Annotated in this window: 12 protein-coding genes and 1 pseudogene; 2 read left to right on the top strand and 11 right to left on the bottom strand. The window is 69.0% G+C overall.

Annotated elements, in window-relative coordinates; translation table 11 throughout:
* Positions 1–7 precede the first annotated feature (7 nt).
* On the top strand, positions 8–1,819 hold the full coding sequence (locus MOQ72_RS03335; RefSeq protein ID WP_242180469.1) for a hypothetical protein: 1,812 nt from the start codon (positions 8–10) through the stop codon (positions 1,817–1,819).
* Here MOQ72_RS03335 and MOQ72_RS03330 read toward each other — a convergent pair.
* From MOQ72_RS03330 to MOQ72_RS03315, 4 genes and pseudogenes are all read right to left on the bottom strand, one after another.
* A complete protein-coding gene (locus tag MOQ72_RS03330; protein WP_242180468.1) occupies positions 1,806–3,956 on the bottom strand; it encodes a sensor histidine kinase in 2,151 nt (716 codons plus the stop codon). The genes MOQ72_RS03335 and MOQ72_RS03330 overlap by 14 nt on opposite strands.
* Before the next feature lie 66 nt (positions 3,957–4,022).
* On the bottom strand, positions 4,023–4,298 hold the full coding sequence (locus MOQ72_RS03325; RefSeq protein WP_242180467.1) for a hypothetical protein: 276 nt from the start codon (positions 4,296–4,298) through the stop codon (positions 4,023–4,025).
* 137 nt (positions 4,299–4,435) lie between these two features.
* A pseudogene (locus MOQ72_RS03320) lies at positions 4,436–4,687 on the bottom strand (AbgT family transporter); the annotation flags it as partial.
* Between the two features lie 20 nt (positions 4,688–4,707).
* On the bottom strand, positions 4,708–5,922 hold the full coding sequence (locus tag MOQ72_RS03315) for an RNA-guided endonuclease InsQ/TnpB family protein (RefSeq protein ID WP_308197845.1): 1,215 nt from the start codon (positions 5,920–5,922) through the stop codon (positions 4,708–4,710).
* A 509-nt stretch (positions 5,923–6,431) separates the two neighbouring features.
* Here MOQ72_RS03315 and MOQ72_RS03310 point away from each other — a divergent pair.
* Positions 6,432–6,947: a lytic polysaccharide monooxygenase auxiliary activity family 9 protein gene (locus tag MOQ72_RS03310; protein WP_242180466.1), complete on the top strand. Its 516-nt coding sequence runs from the start codon at positions 6,432–6,434 to the stop codon at positions 6,945–6,947.
* Positions 6,948–7,197: 250 nt separating this feature from the next.
* On the opposite strand, the gene MOQ72_RS03305 is transcribed toward MOQ72_RS03310, so the two are convergent.
* The 7 genes from MOQ72_RS03305 to MOQ72_RS03275 all read right to left on the bottom strand — a co-directional run bounded on the left by MOQ72_RS03305 (position 7,198) and on the right by MOQ72_RS03275 (position 17,427).
* Positions 7,198–8,118 (bottom strand): AEC family transporter, encoded by a 921-nt coding sequence (locus tag MOQ72_RS03305; protein WP_242180465.1) that lies wholly within the window; start codon positions 8,116–8,118, stop codon positions 7,198–7,200.
* Between the two features lie 351 nt (positions 8,119–8,469).
* Complete coding sequence (locus MOQ72_RS03300) at positions 8,470–11,631, bottom strand: arabinosyltransferase domain-containing protein (RefSeq protein ID WP_372495266.1); 3,162 nt, start codon at positions 11,629–11,631, stop codon at positions 8,470–8,472.
* Positions 11,632–12,020: 389 nt separating this feature from the next.
* Positions 12,021–13,277: an NAD(P)/FAD-dependent oxidoreductase gene (locus MOQ72_RS03295; protein WP_242180464.1), complete on the bottom strand. Its 1,257-nt coding sequence runs from the start codon at positions 13,275–13,277 to the stop codon at positions 12,021–12,023.
* Entirely contained in the window at positions 13,274–14,662 is a 1,389-nt protein-coding gene (locus tag MOQ72_RS03290; protein ID WP_242180463.1) for an NAD(P)/FAD-dependent oxidoreductase, read from the bottom strand. The genes MOQ72_RS03295 and MOQ72_RS03290 overlap by 4 nt, the downstream gene beginning before the upstream one ends.
* The gene (locus MOQ72_RS03285; protein ID WP_242180462.1) at positions 14,659–16,092 is read right to left on the bottom strand and encodes an FGGY family carbohydrate kinase; all 1,434 of its coding nucleotides are present in this window, start codon (positions 16,090–16,092) and stop codon (positions 14,659–14,661) included. Before MOQ72_RS03285 ends, MOQ72_RS03290 begins: the two co-directional genes overlap by 4 nt.
* A 63-nt stretch (positions 16,093–16,155) precedes the next feature.
* Positions 16,156–16,809 carry a YdcF family protein gene (locus MOQ72_RS03280; RefSeq protein ID WP_372495275.1) on the bottom strand — a complete coding sequence of 218 codons (654 nt, stop codon included), beginning with the start codon at positions 16,807–16,809 and terminating at the stop codon, positions 16,156–16,158.
* An 87-nt stretch (positions 16,810–16,896) separates the two neighbouring features.
* Positions 16,897–17,427, bottom strand: a complete 531-nt coding sequence (locus MOQ72_RS03275; protein WP_242180461.1) for a GtrA family protein — start codon at positions 17,425–17,427, stop codon at positions 16,897–16,899.
* Positions 17,428–17,441: the final 14 nt, after the last annotated feature.

The raw sequence follows: 17,441 nt of genomic DNA, 5'->3' as shown, positions 1-17,441 counted from the left end.
TGTGCGGGTGCGGGCAACGGTGCTGCACGGGAACTTGCCGATGCCGCCGCTTCACCGATTGGCGCTGGGCGGGTTCGTCGCCTTGGTCTACGCCGTCGTGGTCGGTGGATGCGCATTGCTGTTCGGGGCCGGGCAGTCGCTGATCGTGCCCGCATTCGTCGCCGCCGCGCTGTGCGTCGCGGGGTTCGCCGTAGCGGACCGCCGGGTCAAGCAGCTGCCGCCCGCGCCGCCCGCCGACTTCGCCGCGGTAGCTGGGAAGCTGCCTGCCGTCGGCTCGTGGGAGCAGTCCTTGCCGGTGTTGACCCGCATGCTCGCCGACAGCACGGACGCGACGCACGCTTCGCTGTGGTTGACCGCCGGTGGCCGGTTGGTCAGCGCGGCGGCGTGGCCGTCCGCGCTACCGGGCACAGCGCACGTCGTCACCGACGCCGCGGCTCTCCGGGAAGTGCCAGGTGTCCGGCACGTCGTGCCGATCATGGACGGGCACATCCACCGCGGGGCGCTGGCGATCGGGAAATCCGGTGCGGTGACCGAGGCCGACGACCGGCGCATGCAGGACATCGCCAACGGCACCGCGCTGCTGCTGCGCAGCGTCGCCCTCGCCAACGAGCTGCGCGCTCGGGTGCGGCGTGCCGAGGAGCTCGGGGCCGAGCTCACCGCGTCCCAGCAGCGACTCCTGCACGCGCGCGACGTCGAACGCCGCCGCCTGGTCGGCGAGATCACCGCGGTCACCGACGACGGATTGGGCGCGATCCGCTCCGAGCTGACCGAGCTCAAGACCGTGCTCGCCGACGATCCGACGACGGCCGACGCGGTGCTCACCCAGCTGCGCTCGACCTTGGAAACCGTGATCGAGCGGTTCCGGGCCGTGGTGCGCGGTGTCTATCCGGGTGTGCTGCGCGACGAGGGGCCGCTGGCGGCGCTGCGCGAGCTCTGCGCCGACCTGGCCAGACCGGTGCGGGTCACCGGCGAGCTGACGCATCGCGTCGACTGGGAGATCGAGTCCGGTGTCTACTACCTGGCCGCCTCGGCGATCCGGCTGCTCGGCAGCACTGACGAGGAGAATCCGGTGCTGGTGCACCTCGCGCAGGAAGCAGGCCAGATCACCGCACGCATCGAGGCACCGGCGCCCGCTGAACCGCTCGACCTGCAGGCAGCACTCGCCGACGACGAGGACCGAATCGCCGCGCTCGGCGGCGAGGTCCAGTGGACGCAGCTCGCGGACCGCGTCGCGGTCACCGGGTGGCTGCCCGATCAGCTCGCCCCAATGGTCGAGGAAGCCCCGCCCGAACCGACCGAGGCCGAGGCCGACGACACCGCCTCGCTGCCGGTCAGGATCCACCGACTCGCCCAGCGCTACCAGGAGGTAGCGGACATCCGCCAGGCGAACATCCCGATCACCAAGGACGTGCGCCGAGCGCGAGAAGTGTTGGGGGCGTTGGACATCGCGGTGCGGGAGCTGCCCGCTGACGATCCGCGGCGCGCGGAGCTGGTGTTCGAACTGGAGCAGATTCGCAGCAATGCGCACGAGCTGTTCGAACTCGAACTCATCGAAAGGTTGCACAGCAACAACGTCTCGCTGTCCGACGCGGACCGCAGCCGGGCGGCCCGACTGCTCGGCGCGGCCGGGCGCGATCCCTGCACCCGGCTGGCCCTGCCGGTCGGCACCGCGGCCCCGGAGCTCCACCGGGTCGCCGTTGAGCAGCTGACGCGCTGGCGGGATCGCGCCGAGAATCCGTTGGCACCGAGGGAAGTTCGAGAGATCTGCCGGGGCGTCGCGCGGACCTGCGAGGGCCTGCTGCACGTCATAGCGGGATGAAGCCCTCGACCACGGTGCCTTGATCCGGCGCCGAGCGGACGGCCAGCCGTCCGCCCACCCGGCCGGTGCGGTCGGCGATGTTGTGCAAGCCGTGCCCGGCGTCATCGCCGCTCGTGCTGAAGCCCGGACCGTTGTCGGCGACGCGGAAGGACACCCCGCGGTACTCGTCGCGGATCGTCACCTTCACCGTCGCGCCCGGCGCGTGCTTGAACGCGTTGTTGACCGCTTCCAAGCAGGTGAAGTACACCGCTGTTTCGACGTCCAGCGGGAACCTGCGGCGCGCCGCGGCTTCCTCCAGATCGAGCTCCACAGTGGACTCCGCAGTGCCGAACTCGGCCGCCAGCGCCGCGGACAGGCCGTGGTCGGCCAGCACCACCGGGAAAACCCCTGCCGCGGTGTCGGCGAGCACGCGGCGCGTGCCTTCGAGCTGTTCGAGCAGGTGGTCCACGCGGTCGCGGGCCGACTCCGCTCTGTCGTGCGTGATTTCGTGCTCCACCAACCCGACGCTCATCCGCAGCGCCACCAGGTGGTGCTGGGCACCGTCGTGCAGGTTGCGCTCAAGCGCTCGCCGCTCGCTGTCCATATCGGCCGTTGCGCGGCGACGGGACGCGGCGATTTCCTCGGTCCGCTCCAGCGTGGTCCGCAGCTGGTCTTCCAGTTCCAGGCCCAGCCGACTGTTGTGCAGCACCGGGCCGAGAATCCCGACGAGGTCGTTCAGCAGCCGCTGCCGCTGTCCCGGAACGTCCGTGACGCTGGTGCGGTCCACCACGAGCGCGCCCACTTCCTCGCCGCCGTAGCTCACCGGCAGCGTCACCGGTTCGGACAGCTCGGCCAGGTCGGCGGGCCAGCGGAACCGCTCTTCGCCACCCGGCACGTGCAGCCTCAGCTCGCAGAAGGCCGCGCCCAGCCCCCGCGCGACCACCTCCGCCAGTCCCGTCAGGTCGGGCCGGTCGCGGCCACCGGAGATCTCGGCGACCTGTTCCAGCACCGTCGCCGAGGCCGGTCGTCGACCGAACACCAGCCGCTCCACCAGTTTTTCCGAGCCCTGCCGCACCGGCTGGAACAGCAGCGCGGCCACCACAGCCGCCGCGATCACGCCCGCTGCGACGCCCAGCAGCGCAGCACCGGCGGCCGTGACCACGATCGCCGCGCTGCCCACGAAGAGGACCACCAGGGTGTGCACCGAGGCGCGGCTGAACAGGTGCTCGGTTTCCCACGGCCGGGTCCGGCGGGTCACCACGATCAGCGCGCACGGGACCACGGCGAAGATCAACCGAGCTGGCCAGAACACCACGGCCAGCGGCTCGTCGTAGGGCCTGCCCGGCACGTGCGCGGTCGGGTCGAACAACGTCAACCCCGGCGCGCCCAGCACCCACAGCACCGCGGTGACCACGCTCAGCGCGAAGATCACGATCAACGCCACGGCCAGCGCGGCGCACAGCAGCCGGGATTCCCGCCGCATCTCCGGCGTCGGCCCGGTGCGCGCCCGATGCCGCTGCACGACGAAGCCGACGACCGGCACGAGTATGCCGAAGAAGATCACGAAGCTGATGGTGTGCGGGTAGTCGGCGGTGGACAGCGCCAGCAGTGCGAGCACTCCGGCGACGCTGACGCCCACGGCGACCCGCGCCAGCCAGGACGTCGGGCCGATCCGGTCCCAGCGCCCGGTCGGGAACAGCACCAGCGCCAGCACGTAGGCCAGGCCGCCGACGCCGTGCAGCAGCAGGACGTGCCACCAGCTGATGTTGACCCCCAAGGCGGTGTGCACGACCGACACCGACGCGTGCGCCTGAAGGTTGACCGCACCGGCCGTGGCCACCAGTGCGATGGTGAGCAGCCGGGTCGCCACGTCGCGCCGCCCCGACCACCACAACGCCGTGGCCACGACCAGGTTGAACAGGCTCAGCAGGTAGTCCAGGACCGCCTGGCCAGCGGGTTCGCTGCGTTCCGCGCCGTCGAGCAGCCCCTGCGCCCAGCCGTTGTCGGAGACCACCAGCAGATCGTGGAAACCCGTCGAGTACTGGGCCACGGCGGCCAGCGCGCCGATGGCCAGCCACCCCGACGTCACCAGGACGAATCCGGCGAGCACGACCTGCAAGGCCGCACCGCCGATTCGTCGCGCTGCGTGATCTGCCATGGGCGTACGCCCCCTGCATGCAGTGTCGTCCGCGCGCAGGCCGGGCGATCGGGCCGTACGGCCCGATCAAGCCACCGCGTGCAGCGCCGTGTTGTACGCCAGGATGCCGCCAGCGTTCCGCAGGTTGCGGGTCAGCACGGCGGCGTGGTCCCGAGCCTGCGCCAGGTGCGGGCTCACGGTCGCCCAGCTGGCGAGGTCCTGCCGGGCCTGCTCGGTGAGGCGACCGACCAGCTCCGCGATGGCGGCCAGATCGGCGATGACGGCGATCGGGTCGCTGCTCGCGAACAGGTCCGCGGTGGCGAGCGAGTTGCGCGCGTCGGTGATGTGCTGCTGCGGGTTCATGGTCGCCCCCCTCGGCTTCCCCGGTGTTCCCCGATACCGAAATGCTCCCGCGCACCCCTGACAGTCTCGATGGAGCGCTCCCCCGAGCTGCCGGTGCTCAACCACCAGATGTCGGCTGGGGACAGCCCCACCCGTAACCGCACCGGCGCCCCCGGTCCGAGCGGGATGCCCAGCGCCCACCAGGCGTAGAACAGCAGCGACCAGACCACCAGCATCACCGCCGACAGGGGCACGGTCAGCGAGGCCAGCGTGCCGATCCCGGCCGAGGCCCGGTAGCGCTGCAGGATGCCCAGCGTCATCACGAAGTAGGCGCTCATCGGGGTCACCGCGTTCAGGCACGAGTCCGCGATCCGGTACACCGCCTGGGTCGCCTCGGGCGGGATGTCGAGCCGCTTGACTGCTTCCCCAGCTAAAGCCCGGGGATTCCCATCCGGCTCGCGCCGGATAGTTCCTGCTTCACGGCCGGTTGCGTCCCCGCACGAGTGCGGTTCGGTCTCACACCAGCTCCACAGGCCGACACCGCCAGCCCAGCGGCCAAAATGTTGCGCGCGGCATTGATGTCCCGATCGTGGGTCGCACCGCAGCCTTCGCACGTCCATTCGCGAACGTTCAACGGCAAGCATTCCAACCACAGCCCGCAATGCGAGCACGTCTTCGACGAGGGGAGCCATCGGTCGATCACGACCAGGTCACGTCCGTACCATGAGCACTTATACTCCAGCATGGTCCGGAAGTCCGACCAAGAAGCATCACTGATGGCGCGGGCGAGCTTGCCATTCTTGAGCAAGTTACACACCTGAAGGTCTTCGATCACGACCGTTTGGTTGTCGCGGACGAGTCGAGTAGTGACCTTGTGCAGGTGATCCCGCCGCCGGTCAATGATCCGCGCGTACACGCGAGCCACCTTCCGGCGAGCCTTATCCCGATTCTCGCTTCCCTTCTGTTTACGGGCGAGGTTTCGTTGGGCACGAGCCAGCCGAGCGCGCTCACGCTTTTCGTGCTTGGGGTTGGTGACCTTCTCCCCGGTCGACAAAGTCACCAGAGACGTGATCCCCAAATCCACCCCAACAGCGTTGTCGCTCGGGGAGTGACGTTTAACCGAGGTTTCGACCAGGATCGACGCGAACCACCGGTCAGCGGCGTCCCGCGACACCGTTACCGTGGACGGCTCCGCCCCGTCCGGCAGCGGCCGAGACCACACAATGTCCAGTGGTTCGGTCATCTTGGCAAGATACAACTGCCCGTCTCGGTAGCGAAACGCGGAGCGCGTGTACTCGACCGACGCTTTGGAGCGCTTGCGGGACTTGAAGCGCGGGTATTTCGCGCGTTTGTCAAAGAACGCGGCAAACGCAAGTTGCAGATGCCGAAGCGCCTGTTGGAGCGGAACCGACGACACCTCACCCAGGAACGATAGTTCCTCGGTTTTCTTCCACTGGGTGAGCATCGCCGACGTTTCGACGTAGGTCACCTGGCGTTGTTCGGTGAACCACGCTCGCGTCCTGACATCCAGGGCGAGGTTGTAGACCTTGCGGACGCACCCGAACGTACGCGACAACACCTGCCGCTGATTTTCGGTGGGATAGAAGCGGTACTTGTACGCCCGCTTCACCAGCGTCCTACACACGACGATCATTGTAATCCGCTGGTACGTGAAGGATCTTCGAGGTAGCGACATCAACGCGCCCCAGAAGACGCTACACCCAGGATCGGCCTCTTTCCCTGCTAGACCAGGAATTCTCCACCTATTGTCCAATGAGGACAAGAGGAGATTCTGCGTCCGCGAATGACAGGGCCGAGGAAGCTGGCGCAATTCACCGAACGGGCCGCGCTGCACGGGATCGCACTGCCCTCTGGGAATTACGTGTCGCGGTTGGCCGGAGAACTCGGCGCGGACCAGTTCGCGGAGTGGTCCTGGTCCATCGCGGTGACTGTTTTCGCAGGTATTGACCGAATTCCAGGCTCACAGTATGGTCCAGACCACATTGCTTTTCGGGGAAGGTCCAGTCGACCGGCGGTCATCGACCGGACCAGTCTCCTCCCGCTCCATCGCCGCATCATGCGCCGATTCGCCGACCGCCGATCGGGGGGATCTGTTCGGCCGAGGGATCTCGGTCGCATCGACGAGGAGTTGAGATGAATTCGAAGCGGAAGGTCGCCGCCGCGGCAGTCGGCGCGGCGATCGCCCCCTTCCTGGTGGCCATCCCGACCGGCACCGCCAGCGCGCACGGCTACATCGACTCACCGCCGAGCCGACAGGCGCAGTGCGCCGCCGGAACGGTGCCCTGCGGGGAGATCAAGTACGAACCGCAGAGCGTCGAAGGTCCCAAGGGCCTGACGAGCTGCAGCGGCGGCAACTCCCGGTTCGCCGAGCTCGACGACGACAGCAAGGGCTGGACCACCACCTCGGTGGGCAACTCGGTGACGTTCAACTGGACGCTCACCGCCGCCCACGCCACCTCCACCTGGGAGTACTTCATCGGCGGCAACCGGGTGGCCGTCTTCGACGACGGCGGCCAGCGGCCCCCGAGCCAGGTGTCGCACACCGTCGACCTCGGCGGCGTCAGCGGCCAGCAGAAGTTGCTCGCCGTTTGGAACATCGCCGACACGGCCAACGCCTTCTACGCCTGCGTCGACCTCAACGTCGGCTGACCGAGCGAGTAAGAGCCTGTCTCCGAACTCGTTTTGCGTGGCGGTGCAAGTAGCGGAACCTCAGAAGTCTTCTCGGTCCGGGATCCCCGACATCATGTATGTCCAATACACCACGTCGAGGCTGTCCTCCCGAGAAGACTTCTGAGAACCCGCGGCGGTGCAAGCGCCGTACGTGGGCCAAGCGGCTACGCCGCTTCAAAAGAAGATCAAAGACAGGATGCCAAGGCGGCACGCGGCCAGCGAACGGGCGTCAGCCGAGCAGCGCCGCGACTGTGAAAAGCACCGGGACGGATAGGATCGTCGACAGCAGGATCGACTCGCGCGCCAGGCGCACCCCGACGTTGTAGCGGGAGGCGTAGACGAAGAGGTTCTGCGCCGCTGGGAGTGCGGAAATCACCACCGCCGCGAACAACGGCGCACCTTCCAGACCGAACAGACCAGCGCCGATCGCCCACGCGATCACCGGGTGCACCACCGACTTCAGCCCGACCGACAGCAGCACCGGCCACCGTTCCGCGCCTCCGGCGGGCAGCGCACTACCCCACAGCGAGATGCCGAACGCCAGCAGCACCGTCGGCACCGACAGGTGTCCGATCAGCGTGATCGGCTCCATGACCGGCGCTGGAATCCGCCAGCCGCTCAACGAGATCCCGACGCCGATCAGCGAGCAGATGACGATCGGGTTGCGGAACGGCGCGAGGATCCGCAGCCACACCGACCTGCGCTCGGCGGCCTGCGCGAAGTCGATCACGGTCAGCCCGATAGGCGTCATGACCAGCAGCTGGAACAGCATCACCGGCGCCACCAGCGCCGCATCACCCAGCACGTAGACCGCGATCGGAATGCCGAGGTTCCCGGCGTTGACGTAGCTGGAGCACAGCGCGCCGATGGTGGTGCGGCGGATGTTCCACCGGCGCAGGACGCCGACCAGCACGAACAGCCCCGCGGCGGCGAACGTGCTCAACGCGGTGACCAGCAGCGGAATCGAGAAGATGATCCGGACGTCGGACTGCGAGAGCATTTGCAACATCAGTGCGGGGGTCGCGACGTAGAACGACAGCCGGGTCAGCACCTCGCGCCCGTTCGCGCCGAGGACTTGGCCGCGCCCGAGCAGATAACCGATCAGCACGAGGGTGGCGATGACGCCGAACCCCTGGATCACGCCGGACACGACACCGCCACCCGACCGAACGCGGGGCGTCCACTGCGGACACCAACGACTGCGATACCGACGTGGTGGTGCCGAACCGGTCGTTGTCGAGCGCGAGGCATTCTTTTGTCTTTCGTGCGAACGGGTTCAGGTGCGCGCGGGTGGCACCACGTCCAAGCGCAGCGCGGTCTCGCTCCCCCGGAGACGCAAAACCCCGCTCAGGCAACGGAATCAGAGCCTGCCGCGACGAACACATCTGCGACGGCGCGAGAGTCACATCGGGCGCCGTTGCACGGGTGCTCCCCACACGGTTAGCCATCCTAAGCGATCAGCGCCGTCGTGGCCCCGCGGAATGGCAATGCTCACAACCGGTCAGGTCGCGGCGCCGGTCGCGATGGTGTCGAGCGGTCGGATGTCGGTGCGGCCGTCGGAGCTGGGGACGCCGCCGGGCAGCTTCACCGCCTTCGTCACCGGTCCGGGCGTCCACAGCCCCCAGTGCGTTTCGGGGTGCACCTCCATCGCGACCTCGGCCGCGAGCGCGTCCTCCTGGAAGGAATCCACCAGGTAGAGCGATCCCCAGTCGCGGTTCAGCTCGCCCTTGAGGTAGGTCGGCATCTCCCGCATGCTGCTGGCCACGCTGAGCCAGCCGAACGGTCCGCCGCCGCCGGGCGCCGACCAGCTCTGGCCCATGTCCCGCATGATGCCGCCCCCAGCGACCCTGAACCGCGGCAATTCGGCGACGCCGTTGTGCAGCCGGGCGAGGCGCAGGCACGGGTGCACCAGGGCAGCTGGCCATTCGACGAAGGCCGGGGCATCGCCGATCACGTTCGTCATCGGGGTCAGCTGCGGAACGCGAGGCGCGCTGAAGGCGAGCCAGCCGCCGGTGTCTACCTTCTGGTCCTCGGCCACGACGCGGACCTTGGTCGCACCGTCCACAGTGAACCGGCGGTCGAACCACCGCCCGCTGTCCTGCCCGACCTCGCCGTGTCCGGTGATCTCGAAGCCGTGCGGGGTGTCCCGGCCCCATTCGACGGTCAGCGAGTTCATCCCGGTCGCGGATCCGGCGAACGACACGACGACCGGTGCCGCACCGCTGCCCGCCTGCGGCGGCAGGTCGTACCACTGGGTGCGCAATTCGCCCGTGGCGGAGTCGGACAGCCCGTAACTGCCCCACACCGGTGCGTCATCGCCGCCGAATCCGAACGGCGGTGTCCAGGCCGGTGCCTGCGGAAACCCGAACCGGTGGAAGCCCGCCGAGCTCGCTTCGAGGTAGTCCTCCGACCGCGCGCTGGCATTGCGAACTGCGCTTCGCGGTTGGCTCGGCGACGCGGTGAGCATCCCGCGACGCGGATCGGTCTCCACGCCGATGTAGTCCGACAGCCCGCAGCTCGAACCGGTGAGCTGCTTGATGTTGTCCGCGCCCAGGCTGTAGCCGCCGCGCTGCCGGTACATCCCGGTGGCGAACAGGGCCACCTCGCCGAGCAGCAGGACCGCGCAGGTGATCGTCAACGGCGCGGCTCCGAGGCGCAGCACCCGGCGACGCGCGTCCGGGGTGGTGACCGGCAGTTCGTCGTGGCGCAGGTGCTCGACCAGGGCGACGGCTCCGGCGATCGCCGCAGCTGCCAGGAAGTACGTGCTCGCGCTTCGCCCGTCGAGGCTCGGTGCCCGGTTGAACCACGGCACGCCCCAACCCGAGACGTACCACCACGAGTTCGTACCGGTTGCCGAAAAAGCGCAGATGAGCATGAGACCAGCGAAGAATCCCGCCCTGTTGCGCCGGGATCGCAGCACCGCCGCACTGGTCGCCAGCGCCGTCAGTGCGGCCACCACGGCGCCCACCCCGGCGAGGATGCCGAAGTGGTGCGTGTGCTTCGTCGGCGTCACGGCGAGCACCACGAAGCACAGCGCGGCCACCGCCAGCAGACGGCGGCTCGGGCCGAGCGAAGCGCCGCGGATCTTGCCCCGGCGCAGCAGCACGACCGCGCTCGCCGCGAGGCACAGGAGAAGCAGCAGTACCGGGAACCGGCGCGTCAGCGACCCATCCGGCCACGGCCCGAACAACCGGTCGTAGCGGTCGAGTTCCTCGTACCACGACTCGCTCGGCCCGAACTTCGTCTTCAGCTGCACCGAATCCAGCACGGACTGCAGGGTCTGGTCGAAGAACACCCCGACGAAGATCACCAGCCCGGCGGCCGCGACCGGTGCCAGCACCGGCAGCACCCCGCGTGCCCGCATGCCCTGCCACAACAGCCGCAGCAGCGGCTTCGCCGCCACGATGAACGGCAGCACCGCGACCATGCCGTGCGGATTCGCGCCGAGTCCGAACGCCGCCGCGACGAGTCCCAACGCGGCCGGAGTCACGCGTCGGGTGGCCACCGCGCGCTCGACCGCGCACAGCGACAGCAGGAAGAACGCCACGACGACCGGCTCAGGTCGAAGACCGTTGTTGTAGGGCAGCCAGAAGGCCAGGAACACCGCCGCCGCGGCCCAGCCCGCGGACTCGCTGCGCCGCACCTGCTGCCCGAGTCTCGGCAGCACCCCGCGGCTGAGCAGCAGCCAGCTGATGATCCCGAGGAACAGCGCCGGTAGCCGCACCCACGGCGTGGCGGGTGAGATCCGCACCCACCACGCGTAAAGCTCGTAGAACCAGCCGAAGGGCGATTCGGGATTGCCGAACCAGCGGAAGTAGTTGGTGACGTACCCGGCGCTGTCCGAGGCGCGCAGCATGGTCAGGATGTAGCCGTCGTCGGCGGTCATCGCACCGATCAGCCACCACACGCCCAGCGCGCCGAGGACGACGACGTCTCGGAACTTGGGCCGCCACCACCGCACCGGCGCCCAGCGCAGCGGCCGCCGGACCTCCAGCCGGAACAGCGCGATCATCGAGCCGAGGAACGTCAACACGGTCAGCACGAGCACGGCGATCTTCAGCGGCGTCGGCTGGCTCGCGAAGCGGTTGTCCACACGCGCCGCGAAAGCAAGGCCGCGCACATCGTCGACAGTGGAGTCGAGCTGCGAATAGATGCCGGTGAGCTGGGGACGCTGATCACCCGGCACGGCGGCGAGCGGCAGCCCGCCGACATCGGCCTGCGTACCGGCCGCGTCCGAACGCACCGAGATCGCGCAGTCACCCTCGGGAAGGACAGCGGTGCCCGCTTGGTGCCCTCTGGACCAGAGCACGAGCTGCCCGGCGTCGATCTGCAGGCTCAGCCCGGTCAACCCGCCGTAATCCGACGACGGCGCGTTGGTCGCGATCAGCACGCCTGGACCGTCGATGCGCGCGTCCAGGTTCCGCGCCGCCGCGCAGGGCACATCCGCGGTCAGCCACAGCGGCGCGTGGCTGACCAGCGGCGCCGAAATCGGTTTGGTGCCTTCCGCAGTCGGCCAGCGCAAGGTGGTGATGTCGTGCTCGACCGGCAGCAACGGCACGGCCAAGGCCAGCAGCGCGGCGCAGAGGCCGAGCACAGCCGCCCAGCAGCGGGCGGATCTCGATCTTGATCCGGGACGCGTGACCTGCATTGACCGCTGAGTCACGCGACCGCCACCTCTTCTTCCGCAAGCTTTCGATCCCGAAGAGCTTAAAGAGTTGCGCGGATTGGTGTGTCGGGGTGGTCGTCAGGCAAGCGGCGTGAGCCGCTTTCAACCACTCTCGCAGCTGGCACCGCCGCGGGTTCTCAGAGGCATTCTCGCGAGGACAGCCCCGACGCCGCGTATCGGACATACACAAGTCGGGGATCCCGGAGACGAGAAAACCTCGGAGGTTCCGCCACCCGCACCGCCACGCAAGGAACTCCGCACACTCTCCAAAGAGTTGCGCGGCCAAACCGACAACTGGCGCGGCGAAAGTCGCGCTGTGCGACGAAATGCACACGCTCAGTTCGTTTCTCGGCGCCCAACACGTCGAAGATCGGCGTCCCAGGGCGTCATCGGCGCAGCGAGACGTGCACGTCACCCTGGCCAGGACGAGCCGCGTCGAGGATCTCGCTGGGGATCCGGAACACCCGGCCCGGCGCGGCTGGCCACGCCAACCGCTGCTCGGCGACGACCCGACCCTTCTGGCGCACCACGACAACTGGGAACGCCAGGTACTCGTCCACCCAGGCCAGCAGGCGCCTGCGGGGTGGCGGCCGATCGCCGACCCGGCGCAGCATCGGCGAGATCCACCGCAACGGTTCGTCAGCGACGATCCGGACACCCTGCGCCGAGGACCGCCGTCCGCCGAGGTGGTCGAGCACGCTCGCCGCCACTCGCGCTCCATCAAGGGCGGCGACGTCGGCGGTGTCGACCGGGTGCAGCAGGTTGCCAGCGGCGAACACACCTGGCCGGTCGGTGCGCAGCTCGGTGTCGACCACCGGCCCCAGAGTGCCGGGGTCGATCTCCAGACCGGCGGCGCGCGCCAGCTCGTTGTCCGCGATCCAATCGCCGGTGAACACCACCGCATCGCAGGGCACGGTGTCGCGGTGACCGCTGTCGAGATCTTCGACCTCGACGGCCGCGACCTGCTGCCTGCCGATGATCCGGGTGACCTTGGTCCGGGTGCGCACCGGGATCCCCAGGCCGAGCCTGCCCGGCACGGCGACCAGCGCGTACGCCTCGCCGCGCGGTCGTTCGGTGGTCATCAGCACGGTCTGACAGCCCGCCGCGCGCAGCGTCAGCACCGCTGACCAGGAGACCAGCTCGCTGCCGACGACGATCGCCTTGCGGCCCACCTGCGAATGCTTGAGGTGCACCAGGTTCTGAAGGTGTCCGGTCGTGTAGACGCCGTCGGGCCGGTCGCCGGGCACCAACCGCGCGGACCGCGGACGTTCTCGCGCGCCGGTGGCCAGCACGACCGCGTCGGCACGGACCTCCCACAGCCCGTCCGGCGTGGTCACTTCCAGCCCGCCGTCGGCTGACCAGCCGGTGACCATCGCACCGGTGCGGATCACTGCGCCTGCCTGCGCGGCGCTGCGCGCCAACCGCCGCGCGTAGGCCGGACCGGTCGTGATCCGGCGCAGGTCGCGGATCCCGAAACCCGGGTGCGCGCAATGCCGCGGGAGACCCCCGGCCTGCGGCTCGCGATCGAGCACCAGAACTTCGCCGGAGACCTTCGGCGCCATCTCCTTCGCCGCGCGAAGACCAGCCGGGCCCGCACCGACGATGACCACCTCGGGCGTGAGCCGGGTGCGTGCGGTGCTCATCGGTATTCCTCCGGCTCATCGCCCTGCAACATGCCGGTGGCGCGTGCCCCGCAATAGAACCCCTGGCACCGCCCGTTCATCGCGCGAGTGCGGCGGCGCAGGCCATCGATGTCGCGCGGCGGGATGGTGCTGTGCATGGCGTCTCGGATCTCGCCGACGGTGACACGCTCGCAGAAGCACACCACTGCGCCGTAGGCCGGGTCCCGGGCGATACGAGCACCGTCGGCGTAGGGCCGCAGGAACGCCTCGCCCAGGTTCGGCATCCTCGGCGGACCTGGAAGATCAGTGCGTTCGCGCAGTTCAAGCCCTGCTCCGCCCAGCAGTTCCAGCAGGTGTTCGGCGATGGCCATGCTCGCGGTCAGGCCGGTGGAGCGGATGCCACCAGCGACCGCGTAGCGCTGCTCGCCGTCGATTTCGACGGTGTAGTCCGGCACATCGCTGGCCGCCCGCAGTCCGGCGTAGGTGGCGGTGACTTCTTCGGCGAGCAGGCGCGGCATGATCCGCGCGCCCTTCGCCAGGAGGAACGCGCAACCGTCCGCGGTGGTCGAGGTGTCTGCGCGGTCGGTCATGTCCTCGGCGGTCGGCCCCAGCAGCACGTTGCCGTAGACGGTCGGGCTGACCAGCACTCCCTTGCCCAGCTTGGACGGCACCGGCAGCACGATCTTGTCGACCAGGCGCCGGGCCTGCTTGTCGAACACCAGCAGTTCGCCGCGTCGCGGGTGCAGGTGGAACCGGTCGTAGCCGAACTGCGCGTCGATCACATCGCTGCCGAGCCCGGCTGCGTTGATGACCCAGCGGGCGCGGATGTCGCCGCGGTTGGTGTGCAACTCGGTCTCGGCCGCGCCGACGGTCACCGATCCGACGTGGTGCGAACGCAGCAGTTGCGCGCCGCGACGGACGGCATCGGTGGCCAACGCGAGGTTGGTGGTCCAAGTGCAGATGATCGACTCGCCAGGCACCGCCAGGCCACCCAGCGCACCCGGCCCCAGCTCCGGAACCAGCCGATACACCTCGTCCCGGCCGACGATCTCGGTGTCGGCGCGGCCGTTGCGCTCCGCTTTGTCCATCAGGCCGGGCAGCGCCGCCAGTTGCTCCGCATCCCAGGCCACCAGCAGCGCACCGGTCGACTCGTACGGGATGCCGGTCGCGTCGGCATAGTCCTTGAGCAGCTGATACCCCTTGCCGACCAGCCGCGATTCCAACGTGCCGGGCTCGGCGTCGAAACCGGTGTGCAGAATCGCGGTGTTGGCCTTGCTCGTGCCGTCGCCGACATCGCAGCGCGACTCGATCAGCGCGACGTCCAGGTGGTATCCCGCCAGCAGTCGGGCGACCGCCGATCCGACGACCCCAGCACCGATCACGGCGACGTCGAAGGTCTCGCTCACGACTGCTCCTTCGGAACAGCGGCGGCATCGACGGTGGCCCGCCACCGGACCCGAAATCCGGCGGCGTCCGCAGCGCTCATCCGCGGTGCGAAGCTCGTGGTAGGCGTCCAGTCGACGATCGCCCGCGCGAGCGGCAGCGCGGAATCGACTGCGGTGCGCGCGAATCCGGCCGCGCCGAGAGCTGTGGCGTGCGCCGACGGGTACACGTCGACCGGCACTTGGAGCAGGTCGGCGACGGCCTGCATCAGCACCTGGCTGCGGGTGAGTCCGCCGTCCACGCGCAGCCGTTGCAGCGGCCCGCCGATGTCGCGCGCCGCGCAGTCGGCGAGTTCGGCGACCTGGGCGGCGATGCCGTCCAGCACCGCCTTCACCAGGTGACCGGCCGCTGTGGACAGTGTCATCCCGGTGAAGACCGCTTTCGCCTCCGGTGCCCACCACGGCGCGGACAGCCCAGCCAACGCGGGCACGCACAGCACGCCCTCGCTGTCGGGCGCCGCGACCCGATCCAGTTCGGATGCGTCGGCGATGAGTCCGAGTCCCCGCAGCCATCGCACGGCCGAAGCCGCGGTGGCGACCTGTCCGTCGAAGCAGTACGACGTTTCGCCGCGCACCCGCCACGCCACCGAAGCAGCCAGCCCGGAACTCGACCGGACCGGCACCTGCCCCATGTTGGCCAGCAGGAACGCCCCGGTGCCGAAGGTGCACTTCGCCTCCCCCGGGGCCAGGCACCGTTGCGCGAGCAGCGCCGCCTGCTGGTCCACGGCCAGCCCGCCGACCGGCGATGTCGCCCCGAAAAGCGTTGTCTCGCCGACCGGCTCGTCGTTGGCGACGATGCGCGGCAGGTGCTCGTCGGTGAGGCCGAACACTGCCAGCAGTTCGGGATCCCAGGACACCGCGTCCAGTCCGGTGAGCAGTGATCGGCTGGCGGTGCTGACGTCGGTGACGAATTCGCCGGTGAGCTGGTGGATCAGCCAGGTGTCCGAAGTGGTCACCACACCTGCGGTGGTCAGCCGTTCCCGGATCCAGCGCATCTTGGGCGCGGAGAAGTACGGGTCCAGCACCAGGCCGGTGCGCGCGGCCACGAACTCGGCGGAATCGCCGCGCGTCGCGCAGATCTCCGCGGCCCGCCGGTCCTGCCAGCTGATCGCCTGGCTCAGCGGCCGCCCGGTCTTCTCGTCCCAGGCCAGCACCGTTTCGCCCTGGTTGGCCAGGGTCACGCAGTCGATGGGCACCCCGGCCTCGGTGACCGCCTGCCGCCCGGAGTCCAGCACCGAGTCCAGCAGTTCGCGGGGATCCTGCTCCACACCACCACCGGTGAGGTAGCGCGGGTGCACCGGCCGCTCGGCGATGCTCAGCGTCCGGTCGGTCTCGTCGACCACCACGGCCTTGGTTCCCGAGGTCCCTTGGTCAATCGCCAGGACAGTGGTCATGCTCGGATTCCTCCCGGATCGTTGGTCGTGAGTGTGGAACCGGGTTGGAGCCCAACTTCGCGCTCACGACCTGAGCACGTGGCTGTCGAAGCCTGCGCTGATCAGCCGGTCGCAGGCCCGCCGGACGTCGTCCGGCACCTGCTGCTCGATGGCGAAGCCCAGCTTTGGATACTCGATGATCCGCTGGAGGTCACCGACCAGCATGTCGATGACCAACCGCTCGTCGCCGAACGCGGTCGAGTAGTCGGCCAGCGACAACGGTTCCGAAGCGCAGACGATGTCGACTTCGGGCCACAGCTTCCGGCAGGTGGCGAACGCCCGGCGCTGCATGTACGGCTTGGTGATCAGCAGCACCGAATCGATCTCCTGCGTCGCGAGGAGTTCCCGCGAGAAGGCGATGTTCTCCCCGGTGTTGGTAGCACGCGGTTCGACGCGGATCGCGGAATCGGGAACACCGAACGCCATCGCGCGCTCCCGGTAGTGCACGGCCTCACCACGCGGGAACCGCGCTGCCGTCTTGGGGCTGTTGCCACCGGTGAAGACCAGAACCGGGAACAGGCGCCGCCGGTAGAGCTCGGCGGCGAAGCTCGCCACACCGAGATCGTGGCTACCCAACCCGATACCCACCGAGCACGGCCGAACCTCGTGCTCCATCAGGTGATAATCCCAGATCAGGGCCGCATCGCGGCGTTCGTCATCGGTGATGCCACGCCCCAGACCGGTCACCCGCACGCCATCAACCACCAATACCTCCGACTCGCGACCAGCACCGAGCTCTGCCCACCGAGTATCCAGCCTGATCGATTACGACGACCAGCCGCGCCGCCCGCGCCGGGGATGTCCCGGCCGCTGCTCGCGGCTGAAGACCCAGGCGCGCAGCACGACGAACCGGGTGATGCCGCCGAAGATGCTCATTGCGGTGACCGCGGCGGCTTCCGCGACGCTGGAGGGGTTTTCGACGACCAGATGCAGCAAACCCAGCGCGACGTTGTTCGACACGCAGTAGAAGCCGAACACCGCGAGGGTCTGCAGGTGCATCCGGATCGGATGCTCGGCGCGGTCGGCGAAGGCGAACAGCCGGTGCGCCTCGCTGCTGCCCACGACCGTGATCAGCAGCGAGAAGATGTTCGAGGCACCTGCCGAGAAAGTGCCCCGCAACGCGATGTAGAGCCCTGCGTTCAAGAGCGTGGCGAGCACGCCGACGGCGGTGAAGAGCACGGCCTGGCTGAGGACGTTGTCGCGCTTGGCGGTCCGCGCGACGGTGGTGACGGGTCTGGCTGCCTTCGCTTGCCGCACCGCCAGACCGCGCATCAACCCCACTCCCACGGAACTCACCAGATCTGCTGCCA

The organism is Saccharopolyspora soli (assembly GCF_022678645.1).
Classification (GTDB): Bacteria; Actinomycetota; Actinomycetes; order Mycobacteriales; family Pseudonocardiaceae; genus Saccharopolyspora; species Saccharopolyspora soli.
The sequence above is the reverse complement of the archived record's forward strand: the minus strand, read 5'-3'. Positions and strand labels throughout refer to the sequence as shown.

What these genes read in the sequence shown, in the direction of transcription:
- MOQ72_RS03330 (WP_242180468.1), bottom strand. Translation starts at nt 3,956, where the DNA reads ATGGCAGATCACGCAGCGCGACGAATCGGCGGTGCGGCCTTGCAGGTC.
- MOQ72_RS03325 (WP_242180467.1), bottom strand. Translation starts at nt 4,298, where the DNA reads ATGAACCCGCAGCAGCACATCACCGACGCGCGCAACTCGCTCGCCACC.
- MOQ72_RS03310 (WP_242180466.1), top strand. Translation starts at nt 6,432, where the DNA reads ATGAATTCGAAGCGGAAGGTCGCCGCCGCGGCAGTCGGCGCGGCGATC.
- MOQ72_RS03295 (WP_242180464.1), bottom strand. Translation starts at nt 13,277, where the DNA reads ATGAGCACCGCACGCACCCGGCTCACGCCCGAGGTGGTCATCGTCGGT.
- MOQ72_RS03285 (WP_242180462.1), bottom strand. Translation starts at nt 16,092, where the DNA reads ATGACCACTGTCCTGGCGATTGACCAAGGGACCTCGGGAACCAAGGCC.